Source organism: Kiloniella sp. (assembly GCF_048270245.1).
GTDB lineage: Bacteria > Pseudomonadota > Alphaproteobacteria > Kiloniellales > Kiloniellaceae > Kiloniella.
Genome location: NZ_JBLWTH010000002.1, coordinates 168,600 through 186,415, shown reverse-complemented (window position 1 = coordinate 186,415; position 17,816 = coordinate 168,600). Strand labels below are relative to the sequence as shown.

Here is a 17,816-nt window from a genome sequence, read left to right as displayed (position 1 = left end):
ATCGCATAACAGTTTCCGGGGAATTAGCGGAGCCTATTGCTTTAGAAGGTTAATGGTGGCTGCCGTAACATCTTCCTGACGCATTAATGATTCCCCAATTAAAAAGGTCGTCGCGCCAATTGCTTGCATCCGTTTTAAATCTGTTGGGTTATATAAACCGCTTTCAGCAACAAGAAGTTTGTCCTGTGGAACCATCTTGGACAGCTCTTCTGTTGTCGCAATATCAACCTCAAGTGTTTTCAGGTTTCTGTTATTAACGCCAAGAAGAGGAGACTTAAGCGTATCGAGTGCTCTGGTCATTTCCTCTGCATTATGAACCTCTACCAGCACGTCCATTCCAAGGTCAAAAGCAAGGTTTTCAAGTTCGCTCGCCTGTTGATCCTCTAATGCGGCCATAATCAAAAGAATGCAGTCTGCGCCAAGTGCGCGGGATTCAACAATTTGGTATGGTTCAAGCATGAAATCCTTGCGCAGAGCCGGAAGGTCGACAGCGGCACGTGCGTCGAGCAAATATTGATCGGCACCTTGAAAGTAAGGTTCATCCGTTAAGACTGAAAGGCATGTTGCACCACCAGCTTTGTATGCTTTAGCCAATGATGCGGGGTCAAAGTCTGCTCGAATGAGGCCTTTGCTTGGCGATGCTTTTTTGATTTCACTGATCAGGCCATACTTGCCTTGCTCGTATTTGGTTTTCAGAGCTTGGTAAAATCCGCGCGGAGTGCCTTGGGATGCGGCTTTAGCTTCCAACTCAGAAAGAGAGGTTTTTTGTTTTCTGTCTCGTACAAATTCGAGTTTATCTTCACAAATGCGTTTTAGAACATCACTCACTAAGTCGTTTCCTTGTTTGTATATGAAGCCAAACCGTCAAGCTTTGCGAGGGCGGCACCGCTATCAATTGATTTTGCTGCCATTGCAGCGCCTTCTTTGAGGTCATTGGTCAGTCCTGCAACGATTAATGCCCCGGCTGAATTCAAGACTACAGCATCACGATAAGCATTCTTTGTTCCGCCAAGCATTTCTCGCATTGCAGCGGCATTAAAGGCCGCATCGCCACCAATAATCTCTTCTATGGGGGATCTTTCCAGCCCAGCCATTTCAGGAATTATTTCAAAGTTTTTGATTTGTCCTTGATCCAGCTCAGAAATATAGCTCAGGCCCGAAATCGATAGTTCATCAAGTCCTTCGGCACCATGCACAACCCAAGCCTTTTCATGTCCTATGGCCTGTAATACCTTTGCGAGCGGTTCTACCCATTCTCGTCCGAAAACTCCTGTGATTTGGCGAGTTACCTTTCCGGGGTTGGAGAGGGGGCCTAGAAGATTAAAGATTGTCCGAGTGCCAAGTTCTGCCCGTGTTGGGCCAACGTGGCGCATGGCTGAGTGGTATAAAGGGGCCGCGAGAAAAGAGGTGCCATTTTCTGCCAAAGCTTTTTCAACGGCATCAACACTTGCTTCAAGACCAATACCCAACGCACCCAAAACATCGGAAGCACCACTTTTAGAAGAAGCGGCTCTGTTCCCATGTTTGGCAACGATAGCCCCAGCGCCTGCTACGACAAAAGCCGTGGCAGTCGAAACGTTAAGTGTTCCTTTTGCATCGCCACCTGTTCCACAAACATCAATGGCACCTTTTGGTGCTTTTATGGTCAGCATCTTACTGCGCATAGAGCGCGCCGCGCCCGTTATTTCATCAACAGTCTCACCTTTGACTCGCAAGCTCATCAAAAAGCCGGCAACCTGTGCAGAAGTGGCTTCACCTGTCATTAACAGATCAAAGGCATTTTCAGATTGCTCGGCAGTTAGATTGTTGCCGTCAGCCACGTAGGCGATAAATGATTTTATGTTGCTTAGTTCCCCTGACATGGAACAAGCCTCCTTATTGTTTATTCTAATGGTTCAAGTCGATGAGACTTAATCAAAGCTTGGCTTTGTTAAACCGTCAGAAAATTTTTCAAGAGATCATGGCCTTTTTCAGAGGCAATGCTTTCGGGGTGAAATTGAACACCATGTAGCGGGAGTTCTTTGTGCTGAAGTCCCATAATGACGCCATCTTCGGTCCAAGCCGTAACTTCCAGGCAATCAGGCATGCTGGCTGGTTCAATTGTCAATGAGTGATAGCGCGTGACCGTTAGCGGATCTGGCAAGCCTTTAAAAACACTTTTTCCGTTGTGCTTAATAGGGCTGGTTTTACCGTGCATTGGGCTTGGGGCGCGAACAACATTTGCCCCGAAGGCCTGACCAATTGATTGATGTCCTAGACAAACACCCAATACAGGAATTTTGCCCGCTACCCTTTCAATAAGCTCAAGGCATATACCCGCTGAAGAGGGATCACAGGGACCGGGAGAGATGACAATACGTTCCGGGTTAAGCTCCAATACCTGATCAACAGAAATCTGATCGTTGCGTTCGACAGAGATCGTCGCGCCTAACTCCCCAAGGAAATGGTAGAGATTATAAGTGAAGCTGTCGTAATTATCGATCAGTAATAACATTTCGGTACACGGGCTTTCGCTGATTTCTAAAGTTAGATTGCAAAAGTTATAGCAGCAAGATTATGCCGAAGAAATAAGGAAAAGCCTGATTTATTTTAAGATTTGATTTTTTTATAACTCTTTTATAACTCATGGCTTGACCTTCCTGTAACTGTAAGCCCCATATTTACCTTATTAGCAAACCAGAAGCGTGTATTCTTATGTCAAAATCCATTGAGTTAACTGTTAAGGGAATGTCCTGTGCTGGGTGCGTTCGTTCTGTTGAAAAGGCGCTAACCGCAGTTGAGGGGGTAATTAGTGCGTCCCCGGATTTGATGAGTAACACAGCAACCGTGACCTTGGCGGGCAATGTTGATCAAAATTTATTGTTAAAAAGCTTAGCCGATAAAGGCTATCAAGCTTCTCTTGTGCCAGAAGTAAACCCATATAATGAAGTTGGTGGCGAAGCGATTGATCCTGAAACTTCAGATATGCGCTTATTCCTCTTGGCGTTGCTTTTAACATTTCCATTGGTGGGGCAAATGGCTTTCTTGCCATTTGGCATTAACTTTTCCATTCCGCCTTTGATACAGTTTCTCTTGGCTCTACCAGTGCAAATTTTTGCAGGTGCGCGTTTTTATAAAGGAATTTGGCAGGCCGTAAGGTATGGACAGAGCAATATGGATACTCTTGTCGCTATTGGTACATCTGCTGCTTTTGGATTATCTGTTTTTATTATGCTGGGCGATTATTCTGAATGGATGTCCTGGTCATCACATCTGGCGCATAAACTATATTTCGAAGCATCGGCTGCGGTCATTACCCTCGTTCTTTTGGGAAAAGTTCTTGAAGAAAAAGCTAAAGGTAAAACCAATAAAGCCTTGGACGCTCTCATTCGACTTCAGCCGTTGAATGCAACAGTGCTTCGTGATGAAGAACAATTGACCGTACCCGCTGTAAAGGTTTTGGCCAATGATATTGTTATTGTCAGGCCGGGTGATGTTGTTCCTGTCGATGGCAAAATACGCAAGGGAACAAGTCAGATTGACGAGGCTATGATCACAGGTGAAGCAATGCCCGTTGCCAAAAACATAGGTGACTCGGTTATTGGTGGGACGGTGAATGGCGAAGGCGTGTTGCATCTAGTTCCGACAACTCTTGGAACAAGCTCTCGTCTGTCTCAGATTATTGAGCAGGTTAAAACAGCACGTAGTACCAAACCCAGAATACAGAAACTGGTCGACAAGGTAAGCGCCGTCTTTGTTCCCGGGGTATTGTTACTCTCATTGCTGACTTTTCTGGGGTGGTGGACCTTTGGTGATGTTGGTATAGAAATCGCGATTATCAACGCAGTTACTGTTCTTGTTATAGCCTGTCCTTGCGCGTTGGGGCTTGCAACACCTACGGCAATCATGGTCGGGAGTGGTCAGGCCGCACGTATGGGGATTCTGGTTAAAAATGCCGATGTGATTGAGAAATTATCAAAAGCAACCACAGTGGTTTTTGATAAAACGGGGACCCTGACCGAAGGACGCCCGGAAGTTATTGCAACTACCTATCCGGTTGATAAAGATAATGCAGAAACCTTATCTGTGGTTCTTGGGCTTACGAAAGATAGTGCGCATCCATTATCGAAGGCAATTGTTGAGTACATTGATGATGAAATTAAACCGAAGGAATTTGAGGAAATAACAGCTGTTCTAGGGCTCGGCCTTTCCGGAGTGCTTTCTGGTACCACCTATTTACTGGGAAGTGAGCGCTATATGCAACAAGCCGGAGTGGCGCTTGATCGTTGTTATGATTTTATCGAAGACAATAATGCACGTGGAGCATCGATGGTTTGGGTTGCGAGGAAAGAAGTCGATGATGTTATGACGGTTATTGGCGGCTTTGCATTACAGGATAAAATAAAGTCTGAATCCCTTAAAACTGTTCAAGCCCTGAAATATAAGGGGATTTCTGTTGTTATGCTCAGTGGTGATCAGCAACTGGCAGCTCAAAAGGTTGCCGAGAAATTGTCTATTGAAAAGGTAGAGGGAAATCTTCTCCCAGAAGATAAGTTGGCTTACTTGAAAAAATTACATCAACAGAATGAAGTCGTTGTTATGGTTGGAGATGGTATTAACGATGCCCCTGCGTTGGCGGGGGCGGATGTTGGCCTAGCTATGGGCGATGGTAGTGATGTTGCTATTAATACTGCAGATGCATCGCTTATTCAGAGCAATCCCTATCTGGTGTATAAAACGATTAGGGCAGGGCAGATTATACACAACAAAATAGCGCATAATCTTATTGGTGCTTTTGTCTATAATGTTATTGGCCTGCCGCTGGCTGCATCCGGTTTATTAAGTCCTTTGCTGGCGGGACTGGCTATGGCATTGAGTTCAGTTACTGTCATGGTTAGCTCTTTATCGCTTTATTCTTCTTTAAAACGGATTGATTGATGATGAAAATTGGTCAAGTTGCTGAAGTTTCCGGATTACCGGCAAAAACGATCAGATATTATGAATCCATTGGTTTGATCGAACCTGCTGGAAGAACATCTTCTGGCTATCGTGCCTATCAGGAAAAGGATATTGAAACCCTTAAGTTTATCCAGCGCGCCAGAAGTTTAGGTTTTTCCATAAATGAGGTTTCTGCCCTTCTTATGCTTTGGAATGATCGCAACAGAGCAAGTGCACAGGTGAAAAAACTGGCGAAGCAGCATGTTGCGGACATGGATCGTAAAATCGCAGAACTGCAAAGTATGAAAGATACCTTGAGCAACTTGATCGAAAAATGTCAGGGGGATCATCGGCCTGATTGTCCTATTTTGAACGATTTCGCCCAAACTGATCGTTGAATTCTGCCGATATACCAAGATCAGGGCGGATGACAAGTTTTATGAGTTTATACTGTTCACTCCTGTAAGGCTGATATACATATAATCCCTCTGAACAGAGTGGATTCATGGCTTTAAAACGTAAGACAAAAAAAACAGGCCCTTTGCCAAAGAAGTCGAATAAAAGCAGACGTTCCCATCGTGGAAGTTTGTTTATTGCTGCTGGGTTTCTTTTCTTTATTGCTTTGGCTGTTTCTTCCGTCCTTATTCTCCAAAAGGACAACGTTAGCTCTGTATCACCTGAGCCTCGACCTCAGTTAACAGAAGAACAGGCCAAGCAGGAAGCTCTGGCCGCAGCACCTTCAAACAAGCCGCACCCTATTAATCTTGGCGATATTTCTATTGGTGATACTGTTTTGGAAGATGGGCGCACCAATGAACAGTCTAATCTTCCCCCAAACGTTACAGTTTCTGAAGATAAGGATCCTGCGTCGACAGAAAAAGTGTTAGTCCAAAAATCAATAACTCAAAACTATGCAGTCAATGAGGCTAAAGAGCCTGTAAAATCGTCTAAGAAAACAAATAATGTATCTGTAACGGCATCGGGAGATCAATCTAAGGTGGGGGATGATCAAGTCGCTGCCTTGCCTCCACAGAAAAAGCCTTTGGTTGATCCTGATGTTCAAACAGAATGGATAAAGCCAGACCGCCCCATGATTGCTATTGTACTGGATGATGTGGGGGTAAATAAAAGAGGGGCTGAACTCGCCATAGAGTTACCCGGAGCAATCACCTTGGCTTTTATGACCTATGCTCCTGATGTCAAAGCGATGGCTGCGGAGGCAAGTCGGCGAGGGCACGAGTTAATGTTACACGTTCCTATGGAACCACTTGGTTCTGCAGATCCTGGTCCGAAAGCACTGTTGACCGGATTAAGTGATGAGGAAATCCTCGCTCGTCTGGAATGGGGTATGTCTCAGTTCGATGGTTATATCGGTATCAATAACCATATGGGCAGCAAATTCACAGGATGGAGACGTGGAATGGAAGTTGTGTTGTCCAGAATAGAGCGGACAGATTATTTCTTTATGGATTCAAGGACTTCTCCAAGTAGTGTCGCTGCTTCTGTTGCTGTCTCTATGGGCGTTCCTGTTCTTAGACGCGATGTTTTCATTGATAATGACTATAAAAATACACTGGAAATTTTAAAACAGCTAAAACAAGCCGAACGCATCGCAATAAAGAATGGTCATGCAATTGCAATCGGTCACCCGCATAAATCAACGGTTGAAGTTTTACATAAGTGGATCAAGGAAGCCGAAGACCGCGGGTTTGATATTGTACCGATCTCTCGGATTATGGCATTAAAAAAGCCAAAAGAGTAAAGGTCTCAAATGGCTTTAGAATGTGTGTTTTTAACTTTTTAGATATTGTTTTTTTGGGCTGCAAAACGAACGGCTTCTTCGGCCGAACGGATAAGGGCGCGGGCTTTGTTATGACATTCCTGATATTCTGATTCAGGTACAGAGTCCGCAACCACGCCAGCACCAGCTTGAATATACATTGTTTGGTCTTTGACGATCGCCGTACGCAAAGCAATACAGGTATCCATACCACCACCAGCACCGAAATACCCAACAGCACCGCCATAGATACCACGACGTTCCGGTTCCAGTTCGTCGATTATTTCCATCGCACGTACCTTGGGCGCACCGGACACGGTACCAGCAGGGAAACCTGCGGCGAGAGCATCAATCATATCAGCGCGTTTTGTATCGAGCGTACCCTCGACGTTAGAGACGATATGCATAACGTGGCTGTAGAGCTCAATAATCATGCGCTCGGTCACTTCGATACTACCGACCTCTGCAACGCGCCCGACATCGTTACGGCCCAAATCAAGTAACATTAAATGTTCAGCAAGTTCTTTGGGATCAGAAAGCAGGTCAGCAGCAAGCTCTTTGTCTTCGGCTGAGTTGGCGCCGCGTTTACGCGTACCGGCAATTGGGCGGATCGTGACTTTACCATCCCTGACACGAACAAGGATTTCAGGACTGGACCCAACAACAGAAAAATCACCAAAGTTCAGAAAGAACAGGAAAGGAGAGGGGTTCAATCTCCGTAAGGCCCGATAGAGCGCAAAGGGTGGAAGGGTAAAGGGTACAGAGAAACGCTGTGATAGAACAACCTGGAAAATATCTCCGGCAAGAATGTACTCTTTCGCGCGCTCAACAATTCCATGAAATTCTTCGCGAGTAAGATTGGATGCTGTTTCTGGTAGCACCAAATCGCCTTCAAATGCCTCTGGTTTGTGCTGCAAAGGCGCGTTGAAATCAGCGGTTACGGCGGACAATCGATTATGCGCCGCTTCAAAAGCATCGCGGGCACTGATGGTATCGTTTGGCCAGACAGTAGTTGTGACCAAAATCTGATCTTCTACGCGATCAAAGATGGCTGTTACGGTCGGGCGTAGGTACATTCCTTCGGGCAGCCCCAAGTTATCGGGGTTATCCGTTGGTAGGTGTTCCATTTGACGAACCGTTTCATACCCCATGTAGCCAACAATACCGGCTGCCATTGGTGGGAAATCTTCGGGTAAGTCAAACCTACATTCTGCAACCAGTTTGCGCAAACTTTCCAAAGCTTTGTCATTCTCATCAACAAAAGCATCTGGCGAAGTTTGGTATTGACGATTAATTTCAGCTTTTGATCCGTTACATCGCCATACCAAATCGGGATCAAACCCGATAAAGGAATAGCGTCCAATTGTGTTGCCACCTTCGACTGATTCGAAAAGGAAACTATTGGCGCGTCGTTCTGCCAGTTTCAAAAAGGCAGAAACGGGCGTTTCCAGATCCGCAATCAAGGTCGTCCACACGACTTGTGGTTTCTGTTGATTGTAGGTTTCTAAAAACGCCTCGAATGTAACTGGATTCTTCATTGTTAGTTTTAATTGCTATAAGGGTTGATAACTTGATTGATTGAGTTTTGATTGATCTCCACAACAAAGTCTTTTTCAAGAGCAGATATATACTGTGCGTAAATATCGTTTTTGTAGGAGTTTTCGATTGCTCCCTTTGTGCTCTCAATTTCCTCAGCAACAGCTGATAAATCTGGTTGTTCAATTTCTGTTAGCCTTACAACCAGATACCCTTTGTCGGCTTGACCAGTAATAACGTCACCTTTTTCTGCCTTGTAGATATCCCTTACCAATGCAGGGGCTAGTGCTTCACCGATACTTGCTGAGAAGCGGTTCATCTCAACACCAAATTTGATTAACTCAGCTGCTTCATCTGTCACAGCTTGCAAAGGTGAGCCATTTTTAGCTTCTTCAGCAAGATTTTCTGCGACAGCCTTTGCTTCTTCGTTTCGTTTGTTTTCAAGCCAAGAACTCACCAGTTGAGATTTTACCTCTGCCAAGGGGCGCGGTGCTGGAGGTGTAATTGAATTTACTTTGAGAAGGAAATAGCCACCATTTTCGAGTTCAGTGAGCAAGCTATCTGAACCAGATTCAGTCTGCGCAATAACGTCGCGGAATCGGACATTTTCTGCTAAGCCAAGTTGTGGCAAGCCGCTGCGATCAAGTCCTTCTGCGTCAATTGCGTCGTAACTTAGTATTTCTTGTCCAAGCTTGTTCGCAGATTCTTCTAGTGTCGCGCCTGATGCAATTTCATCATCAAGCTGGTTGGCTATGGAAATGATTTCATCTGTTGCGATGCGTAATGCGGCATCTTTTTTGATTTGCTCTTCTACTTCTTCGAACAGAGCTTCCCGTGCTGGGGAAATTTCAAGAACCGAAACAATATGCCAGCCCAAGGGGGATTTAACCGGAGCAACAACACCTGCGTTTTCCATGCCAAAAACAGAGTCTTGTAGTTCTGGTAATAGATCTGCTTGTTCCATCACTCCAAGATCAATACCTGCAGAGCCCGTTACTTCTGTAGCTATTTCATCAAAGTCAGCACCATTGAGGATCTTTTCGTAAGCTTCATTTGCTTTGGTCTCGTCACTGAGCAGCATTTGAACAAGTTTACGACGATCGGGAAGAGAAAGACTGTCTTTTTGTGCTAAGAATTCTTCTTGAATTTGATCATCTGTCAGAACAACATTCTGGGCCGCTTTTGATGGATCAAGAAAGATGTAGCTGACTGATTTATATTCCGGTGCCAGATAGTTTTGCTTTTCTTCTTCATAGTACGATGCAAGTTCTGCATCTGTCGGGTCCGCGAGCTGAGAAAATCTGCTGTAGGGAATTTCGATATAGTCAACGATACGTTTTTCAGTTTGATAGCTGTAAAGACGTTCGGCCATTTTCTGCGGTACAGGAATTGCCCCTGTGATGGCATTGTTGATTTGCTGTCTTTGTATATCTTTGCTGAGATCAGCAAGAAAAGCTGTTTCTGAAAGACCAGCCTGATAGAGCGTGGATTGAAAGCGTGCTGCATCAAAAAGCCCGGCCTCATTTTTAAAGGCATCAATCTTCTGGATCTCTTTTTGCTGTTGTTCACGCGAAACAGTTAGTCCCATCTCGTCCGATTGCACTTGTGAAAGCGCTCTGGCAACCAATCGTGAAATCACGCGATTGTCGAGGCCGAGTTGCTGAGCTTCCTGTGCATCAAGGGCGCGCCCCAACTGTTGCGAAAGAGCATTGGTCTCACGGGAAAAATCGCTTGCGAACTCGTCTTGGGCGATTTCAATGTCACCAACTTTTGCAACTGTTTGATTGTTGCCGAGGTTTAGGAAAATATCCTGGATACCCCAAGCCGCAAAACTCAGGATTAACAGACAGAATAAAGCCAAAACAACAATACGTTTAAAAAGGCCTGGTTTTTTATGAGCCATAACTTACCCGTGAAATTTTTATAAAGTTAATTTCGTATACATAATCGTGCCGGGCATCTTAGGGATGGAGCAAAGGCTGGGCAACAGGGTTTTTCAAGAATATGCACCATATTACAATGTTGCAAAGTTTTTGACCTCTTTGTCGTGATCAGGCGGCTTGTTCATATTAAAAAATCCTGCAGTCTTGGATTGTTGCGAATGACACTGTATAGATGTGCCCATAATTTACACATTACTAATCAGAGAGAATCGAATATGGCAGGCAAATTTATTGCTGGTAATTGGAAGATGAACGGATCTGTAACCTTTGCTACCGAGTTGGTAGAAGGGCTTTTGGGGAAATTGAACCAGGGTTCTGTATCGTCTGATTTTGTTGTGTGTCCCCCAGCGGCTTTGCTTGGTACTGTTCTCTCGTTGACAAAAGACACTGATCTTGCTGTAGGTGGTCAGGATTGTCATGCCAATGTATCTGGGGCCCATACGGGGGATACATCTGCCGAATTACTCAAAGATATTGGCTGCGGATATGTCATAACAGGACACTCTGAAAGACGTACGGATCACGGCGAGACCAATGCAGATGTAAACGCTAAGAGCGCTGCTGCCCTCAAAGCAGGTCTGACCCCAATAATCTGCATTGGCGAAACCGAAGAAGAGCGTGTATCAGGTGAGACTTTGAGCGTGATCAAAGCGCAGGTAACAGAATCACTGCCTGATGATTGTGATCCGGATAATATTGTGCTCGCATATGAGCCTGTATGGGCCATTGGTACAGGAAAAACAGCAACGCCGGAAGATGTTGCTGACGTACATAATTTTATTCGCAGTCTGCTAAATGATCGTTTTGGTGAAGATGCCGCAAAAAAAATTCGAATACTTTATGGTGGATCCGTGAAGCCAGAAAATGCGGCTGAACTGCTTGCTGTGTCTAATGTTGACGGTGCTTTGGTTGGTGGCGCGAGCTTAAAAGTAGAAGATTTTTGGGCGATTGGTGTTAGATGACACTGGTCATATCGATCTGAAAAGGCTAAATAGCCTGTTAAGTTTTGAATAGGTGCATGATAACTACACACTCTGGGTAGATTTAGAGTGTGTGGTTTAGTGTTGAATAGGGATAGTATATCCCGGAAAGTTTGAGAGACTACTAACGATGAACAACGTCCTTTTGGTCATTCATTTGTTGATTACTTTGTCCCTTATTGGCGTCGTCCTTGTGCAGAAAAGCGAAGGCGGTGCCCTTGGAATGGGAGGAAGCGGTTCCGGTGGTGGTTCAGGCGGCTTTGGTGGTTTTCTCACCGGGCAAGGCACTGCAAACCTGCTAACCCGTACAACAGCAATCTTGGCGGCAGCTTTTATTGCTTCTAGTTTGTTGCTGACAATCCTTGCAGATACAGGACGTACAACAAGTTCTATTACGGATGATATTACTGTTCCTGCAATTCAAACCGAGACTGAGCAACCAGTTGCTCCTCCGGTTTCAGAATAAGTTTCGGATTATTTCCGTTACGTACTATCATTGACCGGGACCAGTAAGGTCCCGGTTTTGTTGAAACTGAATTAAGTGACAACGAGTTTCATGACGCGCTTTATATTTATTACCGGTGGTGTGACTTCTTCTTTAGGGAAGGGGTTGACCTCCGCGGCTGTTGGTGCGCTGCTTCAAGCGCGTGGCTACAAGGTCCGCCTACGTAAACTTGACCCCTATCTCAACGTCGATCCCGGCACGATGAGCCCTTATCAACATGGTGAAGTTTTTGTGACCGACGACGGTGCAGAAACAGATTTGGATCTTGGACACTACGAGCGCTATACGGGGGTATCAGCCCGTAAAAGTGACAACGTAACAACTGGGAAAATCTATTCCGAGGTTTTGGCGAAAGAACGCCGTGGCGATTATCTGGGCGCAACTATTCAGGTTATCCCGCACATTACGAATGCGATTAAAGAATTTGTAATGTCTGATCTGGGGGATGAAGACTTCATCCTTTGCGAGATTGGGGGAACCGTTGGGGATATTGAAGGGCTCCCGTTCTTGGAAGCAATTCGTCAACTCGGGAATGAGCTTGGGCGTGAACGCAGCCTGTTTATCCATTTGACGCTTATTCCTTATTTGAAAGCGGCGGGTGAGCTGAAAACAAAGCCTACACAGCACTCTGTAAAAGAATTGCAATCCGTAGGTATTCAGCCAGACATGCTTTTGTGTCGTTGTGAACAGGAAATTCCTGAAGGGTCTCTTCGCAAGATTGCCCAGTTCTGTAACGTGCGCGAAACAGCCGTTATTCCGGCTCTTGATGTTGATACGATTTATGCTGTGCCTCGGGCATATCATGAACGGGGTCTGGACGAAGAAGTTTGCCGTCATTTTGGTATTGAGCCGAAAAAAGAACTCGACTTATCACGTTGGGATCAGGTGACGAATACTATTCGTGAACCTGATGGTGAAGTGACGATTGGGGTTGTGGGTAAATATACATCTTTATTAGATGCCTATAAATCACTTGCTGAAGCGTTGGTTCACGGTGGTATCGCCAATAACGTCAAAGTTAAAATCAACTGGCTGGATTCACAGATCTTTGAAAGCGAAGGGGCGATTGAAGCCCTGGAAAATGTTCATGGTATTCTGGTGCCAGGTGGTTTTGGCGAGCGTGGCTCTGAAGGTAAAATTGCTGCAGCTGGTTTTGCACGTAAAACAAATGTGCCTTACTTTGGTATTTGTTTTGGTATGCAAATGGCGGTTCTTGATGCTGCGCGTAACCTTGCGGGACTAGAAGATGCTAGTTCTTCCGAATTTGGACCGTGTGATGAGCCCCTTGTTGGTATCATGACAGAGTGGGCGCGCGGCAACGAGATGGAACAACGTTCGTATGGTAGCGATCTGGGTGGAACAATGCGCCTGGGTAGTTATCCTTGCGCACTTGCCGAAGGATCAAAGGTCCGTGAAGCCTATGGCACAGAACTTGTTGAAGAGCGTCACCGTCACCGTTATGAGGTGAACATTAACTATCGTGAAAAACTCGAAGCTTCTGGGCTTAAATTCTCTGGATTGTCACCAGATGGTAAACTTCCTGAAATTGTTGAGTTGGAAGATCATCCTTGGTTTATTGGCGTTCAGTTCCATCCAGAGCTGAAATCTAGGCCTTTCGAACCGCATCCGCTTTTCACTTCTTTTGTGAAAGCCGCGATAGAACAGTCTCGCCTTGTTTAAGTCTCGGGTTGATAAAACTTGGGTTCAATGAACTAGGTGGTGTAATTTATAGGGAAGAATAGGAAGTAATTTTTATGGCAGTGCATGCAGACCTTCAATCGCGACACGTTAAAGTTGGTAATGTTACTTTTGGTAATGACTTACCATTCGTATTGATTGCAGGTCCTTGCCAAATGGAAGGCAGGGCGCATGCACTGGAAATGGCAGAGGTCTTAACCAAAGCCTGTGAAAAGCTTTCTGTTCCCCTTATTTACAAATCTTCTTTTGATAAAGCCAACCGTACTAGCCTTAGTTCTTCTCGGGGCATTGGGATGGATGAAGCTTTATCTATTTTTGAAGAAATCAAATCCAAGTTTGGATGTCCGGTTATTACCGATGTACATGCAGCACATCAGTGTGAACCTGTTGCACAGGTCGTTGATGTCTTGCAAATTCCAGCCTTTCTGTGCCGTCAGACTGATCTATTGGTTGCTGCTGCTAAAACAGGTCGGGCAATCAATGTCAAAAAAGGGCAGTTTCTAGCCCCTTGGGATATGGCAAACGTCTCTCAGAAAATTATCGACTCAGGTAATGACAAGGTAATGGTGTGTGAGCGCGGCGCATCGTTTGGGTATAACACGTTGGTATCGGATATGCGTTCTTTGCCAATCATGGCGATGGGAACTGGTTGTCCTGTTGTGTTTGATGCAACGCATTCTGTGGCTCAGCCTGGTGGTCAGGGTGCGACCTCTGGCGGTCAGAGAGAATTCATTTCTGTATTGGCCCGCGCTGCCGTGTCTGTCGGTGTTGCTGGCCTCTTTATGGAAACTCATCAGGATCCTGATAATGCCCCTTGTGATGGGCCAAACATGATCCGGGTGCAAGAGCTTCCAGAGCTTCTTTCGCTTCTGGTTGAACTCGACAAACTGGCAAAAGCACATCCTGTGTCTATTGCTTAATTATGATACCGAGGCCTGCCCCTCTCTGCGCCTCAACTTTCTTAACGGAGATAGAATAAAATGACGGCGATCATCGACATACAAGGTCGTGAGATCCTCGATTCTCGTGGCAACCCTACCGTAGAAGTTGACGTTCTTTTGGAAAGTGGCGCCTTTGGGCGTGCTGCAGTGCCTTCTGGTGCTTCAACAGGAATTTATGAAGCTGTTGAGCTTCGCGATCAGGATAAAGGACGCTATCTTGGCAAAGGGGTTCTTAAGGCTGTTGAATCTGTAAACGAAGAAATTCTTGAAGCCCTTATCGGTTTGGATGCAGAAGACCAGCTTTTGATCGATCAGGTTATGATTGATCTTGATGGCACTGAAAATAAATCCCGTTTAGGGGCGAATGCTATTCTGGGCGCAAGTTTGGCTGTTGCGAAAGCATCTGCAGAAGATGCTGGTCTGCCTTTGTACCGTTATGTTGGCGGTGCTTTTGCGAGAACCCTTCCTGTGCCGATGATGAATATCATCAATGGCGGTGCGCATGCTGACAATCCTATTGATATTCAAGAATTTATGGTGATGCCTGTTGGGGCAGCTTCTGGTTCTGATGCAATCCGGATGGGCGCAGAGATTTTTCACTCGCTAAAAAAATCACTTAGCGATGCCGGTCATAACACTAATGTTGGGGACGAGGGTGGTTTTGCGCCAAGTCTTGCCTCTACAGATGAAGCATTAAACTTTATTACAAAAGCTGTTGGTAACGCAGGTTACAACTTGGGTGATGACGTGATGTTGGCACTTGATTGTGCTTCTTCCGAGTACTTCAAAGACGGCAAATACGAACTGTCTGGTGAAGGAAAATCACTGGGCGCTGACGAAATGGTTCGTTACCTTGAAGACCTTGTTAACCGCTATCCAATTCTTTCCATCGAAGACGGCATGGCCGAAGATGACTGGGATGGTTGGAAGTCTTTGACACAAGCAATTGGCAATAAAGTACAGCTGGTTGGTGATGATCTCTTCGTGACCAACCCAAAACGTCTCCTGCGTGGTCTGGAAACGGATACTGCGAACTCTATCCTGATTAAGGTCAATCAGATTGGTACGCTTTCTGAAACTCTTGAAGCTGTCGATATGGCACATAAAGCTGGCTATACAGCCGTTATGTCGCATCGTTCCGGTGAGACAGAAGATAGCACAATTGCTGATTTGGCTGTGGCCACGAACTGTGGGCAGATTAAAACTGGCTCTCTTTCCCGTTCAGATCGGATCGCGAAATATAACCAGCTTATCCGTATCGAAGAAGAGTTAGGGTCAATGGCCCATTACGCTGGACGTAGCGTTCTGCGTAAGTAATTTAAATATATATTAAAAGCGGTACTGGAATTTATTCGGAACCGTTTCATATAAAAGATCGACAGGGGCCTTGGAGTGAACCGAGGCCCCTGTTTTATTATGGTATGATGTTTGATCCGATAAATACTACCAGAGCAATGGATTTAATGGTGTTTATGTTCCAAGGCAAATGAAAGGGTAGAGAAATAACCCTCTTTATCTGCATCAGTTTTGTCTTCGAGTTCTTTGGTTGTCGAGACTGCAATTACGTTTAATTCCTGGTTCCTTATTGTAATTGTTACTTCACCATTTTCGTCAGTGATCAATTTCTTAGCTGCTTCGTCATTGACGTAATCAGCGATTACCTTCAATCCTTCTACAGGTTTTTTATTCAAAAGAACCCGAAGAGACAGCTTGCCTCCTTGCTCTAGATCATGCGGGTTTTGCAGGGGAAAAATTTCTAATGGTAGGCCCAGAGGTTTTTCTAAGGCACTTGCACCAAGAGGAATGTGCGTGGTGTATTTAAAATAATGTCCTGCAGATACTGGATTTTCTACCTGTGATTTTTTTAGGTTATGCCATTTTCCTTTTGTGTCTTTTGTCCAATATCCATTATCGAAAACGGCTGTGACAGCTTGTGTTTTCTTTGGAATTTTAATGTTGATATAACTTTCAGTCTTACGCGTTTTCCCTGTGTTCACTGTGCCGTCTGGCATGTGTATTTGGACTGATTTCAGCTTTTCATCCTGATAGGAGTCATCTGACGCACCATGACCATAGACGATAGATGGCTCGCCAAAACGATCAGTAATCCATATGCCATGCGCAAAGCTGGTTGTGGGGAGGAGGGTAAGTAATAGGGCAGGGAGAAGTTTTCTCATTGTAAAAATATCTTTGGTTTTTGAATGTTATTGTCGTCAGGCCTGTTGAGTCCAGTGATTGAAGCAATCTTTATGTTGCGATTGCCAAGTTTCAGGAAGAAATTCGTCTTCTTTGACTAAGCAGTCATTAAGCCGGTTAATTATTTCTTCTTTATTCATTTGAGAACCAATGAAAACGATTTCGTTTCGACGGTCACCAAATGCGGGATCCCAATTTTTTTTAATTTGTGTGATGAATTCTTGATCGTCTGGCCACCTGTTTTTGGGGACAGAAGACCACCATTTACCAATCAATTCCGTCGTAGTGTATTTTCCTGCTTGGGACATTTCGCCAACTTGATCTGGTCGATTTGATAGCCAGAAATGACCCTTTGATCTGAGGACACCGTTTTGTTTTTGGCTAAAGAAGTGTGCAATTTTTTCAGGAACGAACGGTTTTTTTGACCTATAAACAAAGCTGTGGATGTCATATTCTTCTGTTTCAGGAACATGATTTTCGTATCCATAAAGTTCTTTTGCCCAAAGAGGGTGTTCATGGGCTTTTTCAAAGCTAAAACGATGTGTATCAAGAAGTTCTGTTAGGGGGACTTTTGCTTGTTGTGTTTCAAAAACAGTTGCATCAGGGTTTAGAGCCTTAATTACTTTTCTAACTTCTTTTAATGTTTCTTCTGATGCGAGGTCAGTTTTGTTCAGAATAATAGTACTTGAGAATTCAATCTGATCGACATGCAAGTTAACAAGGGAGCGTTTGTCATCTGGACCGAGTGATTCTTCGGTGTCACATAGCAGGTCAGAAGAGGAGAAGTCATTTAATAAATTTCCCGCATCAATAACCGTAACCATGTTGTCTAGGGTGGTCACATCTGAGAGGCTAAAGCCATTTTCGTCTCTGAATTCAAAAGTACTTGCAACGGGAAGGGGTTCTGAAATCCCAGATGATTCGATAATTAAGTGGTCGAATTTATTGGAGCCTGCCAAGTTATTGACTTCTTGAAGTAAATCTTCTCTTAATGTGCAACAAATGCAACCGTTCGTCATTTCAACAAGGTTTTCATCCGTTTGAGAAAGAGATGAATTTTTGTATTGAAGAACATCAGCGTCGATATTCACTTCGCTCATGTCGTTTACGATAACAGCAACTCTTTCGAGTTCCGTATTGTTGAGAATTTGGTTTAAAAGGGTTGTTTTGCCTGCCCCAAGAAAACCAGAAAGGACTGTTACACTTAGTTTGTTCATAATTATCACCTCAAATCAGACGTTTGAACAATTGTTATGTTATAACATAACCCATGTCAATTGTGTTTTTGTGTTCTGTATTGAGCATTAATGCTTTGTTTAT

At 44.7% G+C, this 17,816-nt stretch carries 15 protein-coding genes; 8 read left to right on the top strand and 7 right to left on the bottom strand.

Annotation, left to right across the window (positions count from 1 at the left end; translation table 11 throughout):
* Nucleotides 1-33: 33 nt before the first annotated feature.
* The 3 genes from trpC to ACN0W5_RS06010 form a co-directional block, all read right to left on the bottom strand.
* Complete coding sequence (gene trpC / locus ACN0W5_RS06020) at nucleotides 34-828, bottom strand: indole-3-glycerol phosphate synthase TrpC (protein WP_417453284.1); 795 nt, start codon at nucleotides 826-828, stop codon at nucleotides 34-36.
* Nucleotides 828-1,862, bottom strand: coding sequence for an anthranilate phosphoribosyltransferase (trpD, locus tag ACN0W5_RS06015; protein WP_417453283.1), 1,035 nt, complete (start codon nucleotides 1,860-1,862; stop codon nucleotides 828-830). The genes trpC and trpD overlap by 1 nt, the downstream gene beginning before the upstream one ends.
* A gap of 68 nt (nucleotides 1,863-1,930) precedes the next feature.
* Nucleotides 1,931-2,494, bottom strand: coding sequence for an anthranilate synthase component II (locus tag ACN0W5_RS06010; RefSeq protein ID WP_299372003.1), 564 nt, complete (start codon nucleotides 2,492-2,494; stop codon nucleotides 1,931-1,933).
* 200 nt (nucleotides 2,495-2,694) lie between these two features.
* On the opposite strand from ACN0W5_RS06010, the gene ACN0W5_RS06005 reads away from it, so the two are divergent.
* From ACN0W5_RS06005 to ACN0W5_RS05995, 3 genes are all read left to right on the top strand, one after another.
* A complete protein-coding gene (locus ACN0W5_RS06005; RefSeq protein WP_417453282.1) occupies nucleotides 2,695-4,917 on the top strand; it encodes a heavy metal translocating P-type ATPase in 2,223 nt (740 codons plus the stop codon).
* Between the two features lie 2 nt (nucleotides 4,918-4,919).
* Nucleotides 4,920-5,315, top strand: a complete 396-nt coding sequence (gene cueR, locus ACN0W5_RS06000; RefSeq protein WP_417453582.1) for a Cu(I)-responsive transcriptional regulator — start codon at nucleotides 4,920-4,922, stop codon at nucleotides 5,313-5,315.
* Between the two features lie 107 nt (nucleotides 5,316-5,422).
* Nucleotides 5,423-6,679: a divergent polysaccharide deacetylase family protein gene (locus ACN0W5_RS05995; protein ID WP_417453281.1), complete on the top strand. Its 1,257-nt coding sequence runs from the start codon at nucleotides 5,423-5,425 to the stop codon at nucleotides 6,677-6,679.
* Between the two features lie 38 nt (nucleotides 6,680-6,717).
* Here the strand turns inward: ACN0W5_RS05995 and trpE are convergent, their stop codons facing one another.
* Complete coding sequence (trpE, locus tag ACN0W5_RS05990) at nucleotides 6,718-8,235, bottom strand: anthranilate synthase component I (protein WP_417453280.1); 1,518 nt, start codon at nucleotides 8,233-8,235, stop codon at nucleotides 6,718-6,720.
* Nucleotides 8,236-8,243: 8 nt separating this feature from the next.
* A complete protein-coding gene (locus ACN0W5_RS05985) occupies nucleotides 8,244-10,136 on the bottom strand; it encodes a SurA N-terminal domain-containing protein (protein ID WP_417453279.1) in 1,893 nt (630 codons plus the stop codon).
* Between the two features lie 255 nt (nucleotides 10,137-10,391).
* Here ACN0W5_RS05985 and tpiA point away from each other — a divergent pair, with 255 nt between their 5' ends.
* The 5 genes from tpiA to eno all read left to right on the top strand — a co-directional run bounded on the left by tpiA (nucleotide 10,392) and on the right by eno (nucleotide 15,617).
* Nucleotides 10,392-11,138, top strand: a complete 747-nt coding sequence (gene tpiA, locus ACN0W5_RS05980) for a triose-phosphate isomerase (protein WP_417453278.1) — start codon at nucleotides 10,392-10,394, stop codon at nucleotides 11,136-11,138.
* A gap of 148 nt (nucleotides 11,139-11,286) precedes the next feature.
* Complete coding sequence (gene secG / locus ACN0W5_RS05975; RefSeq protein ID WP_299371975.1) at nucleotides 11,287-11,622, top strand: preprotein translocase subunit SecG; 336 nt, start codon at nucleotides 11,287-11,289, stop codon at nucleotides 11,620-11,622.
* Between the two features lie 90 nt (nucleotides 11,623-11,712).
* Nucleotides 11,713-13,341, top strand: a complete 1,629-nt coding sequence (locus tag ACN0W5_RS05970; RefSeq protein ID WP_417453277.1) for a CTP synthase — start codon at nucleotides 11,713-11,715, stop codon at nucleotides 13,339-13,341.
* A gap of 74 nt (nucleotides 13,342-13,415) precedes the next feature.
* Nucleotides 13,416-14,279 (top strand): 3-deoxy-8-phosphooctulonate synthase, encoded by an 864-nt coding sequence (gene kdsA / locus ACN0W5_RS05965; protein ID WP_299371969.1) that lies wholly within the window; start codon nucleotides 13,416-13,418, stop codon nucleotides 14,277-14,279.
* A 60-nt stretch (nucleotides 14,280-14,339) separates the two neighbouring features.
* On the top strand, nucleotides 14,340-15,617 hold the full coding sequence (gene eno, locus ACN0W5_RS05960) for a phosphopyruvate hydratase (RefSeq protein WP_299371966.1): 1,278 nt from the start codon (nucleotides 14,340-14,342) through the stop codon (nucleotides 15,615-15,617).
* A 143-nt stretch (nucleotides 15,618-15,760) separates the two neighbouring features.
* Here eno and ACN0W5_RS05955 read toward each other — a convergent pair whose 3' ends face one another.
* Together ACN0W5_RS05955 and ACN0W5_RS05950 are read right to left on the bottom strand one after the other, a co-directional pair.
* Nucleotides 15,761-16,477 (bottom strand): DUF4198 domain-containing protein, encoded by a 717-nt coding sequence (locus ACN0W5_RS05955; RefSeq protein ID WP_417453276.1) that lies wholly within the window; start codon nucleotides 16,475-16,477, stop codon nucleotides 15,761-15,763.
* A gap of 36 nt (nucleotides 16,478-16,513) precedes the next feature.
* Nucleotides 16,514-17,713, bottom strand: coding sequence for a GTP-binding protein (locus tag ACN0W5_RS05950; protein ID WP_417453275.1), 1,200 nt, complete (start codon nucleotides 17,711-17,713; stop codon nucleotides 16,514-16,516).
* Nucleotides 17,714-17,816 lie beyond the last annotated feature (103 nt).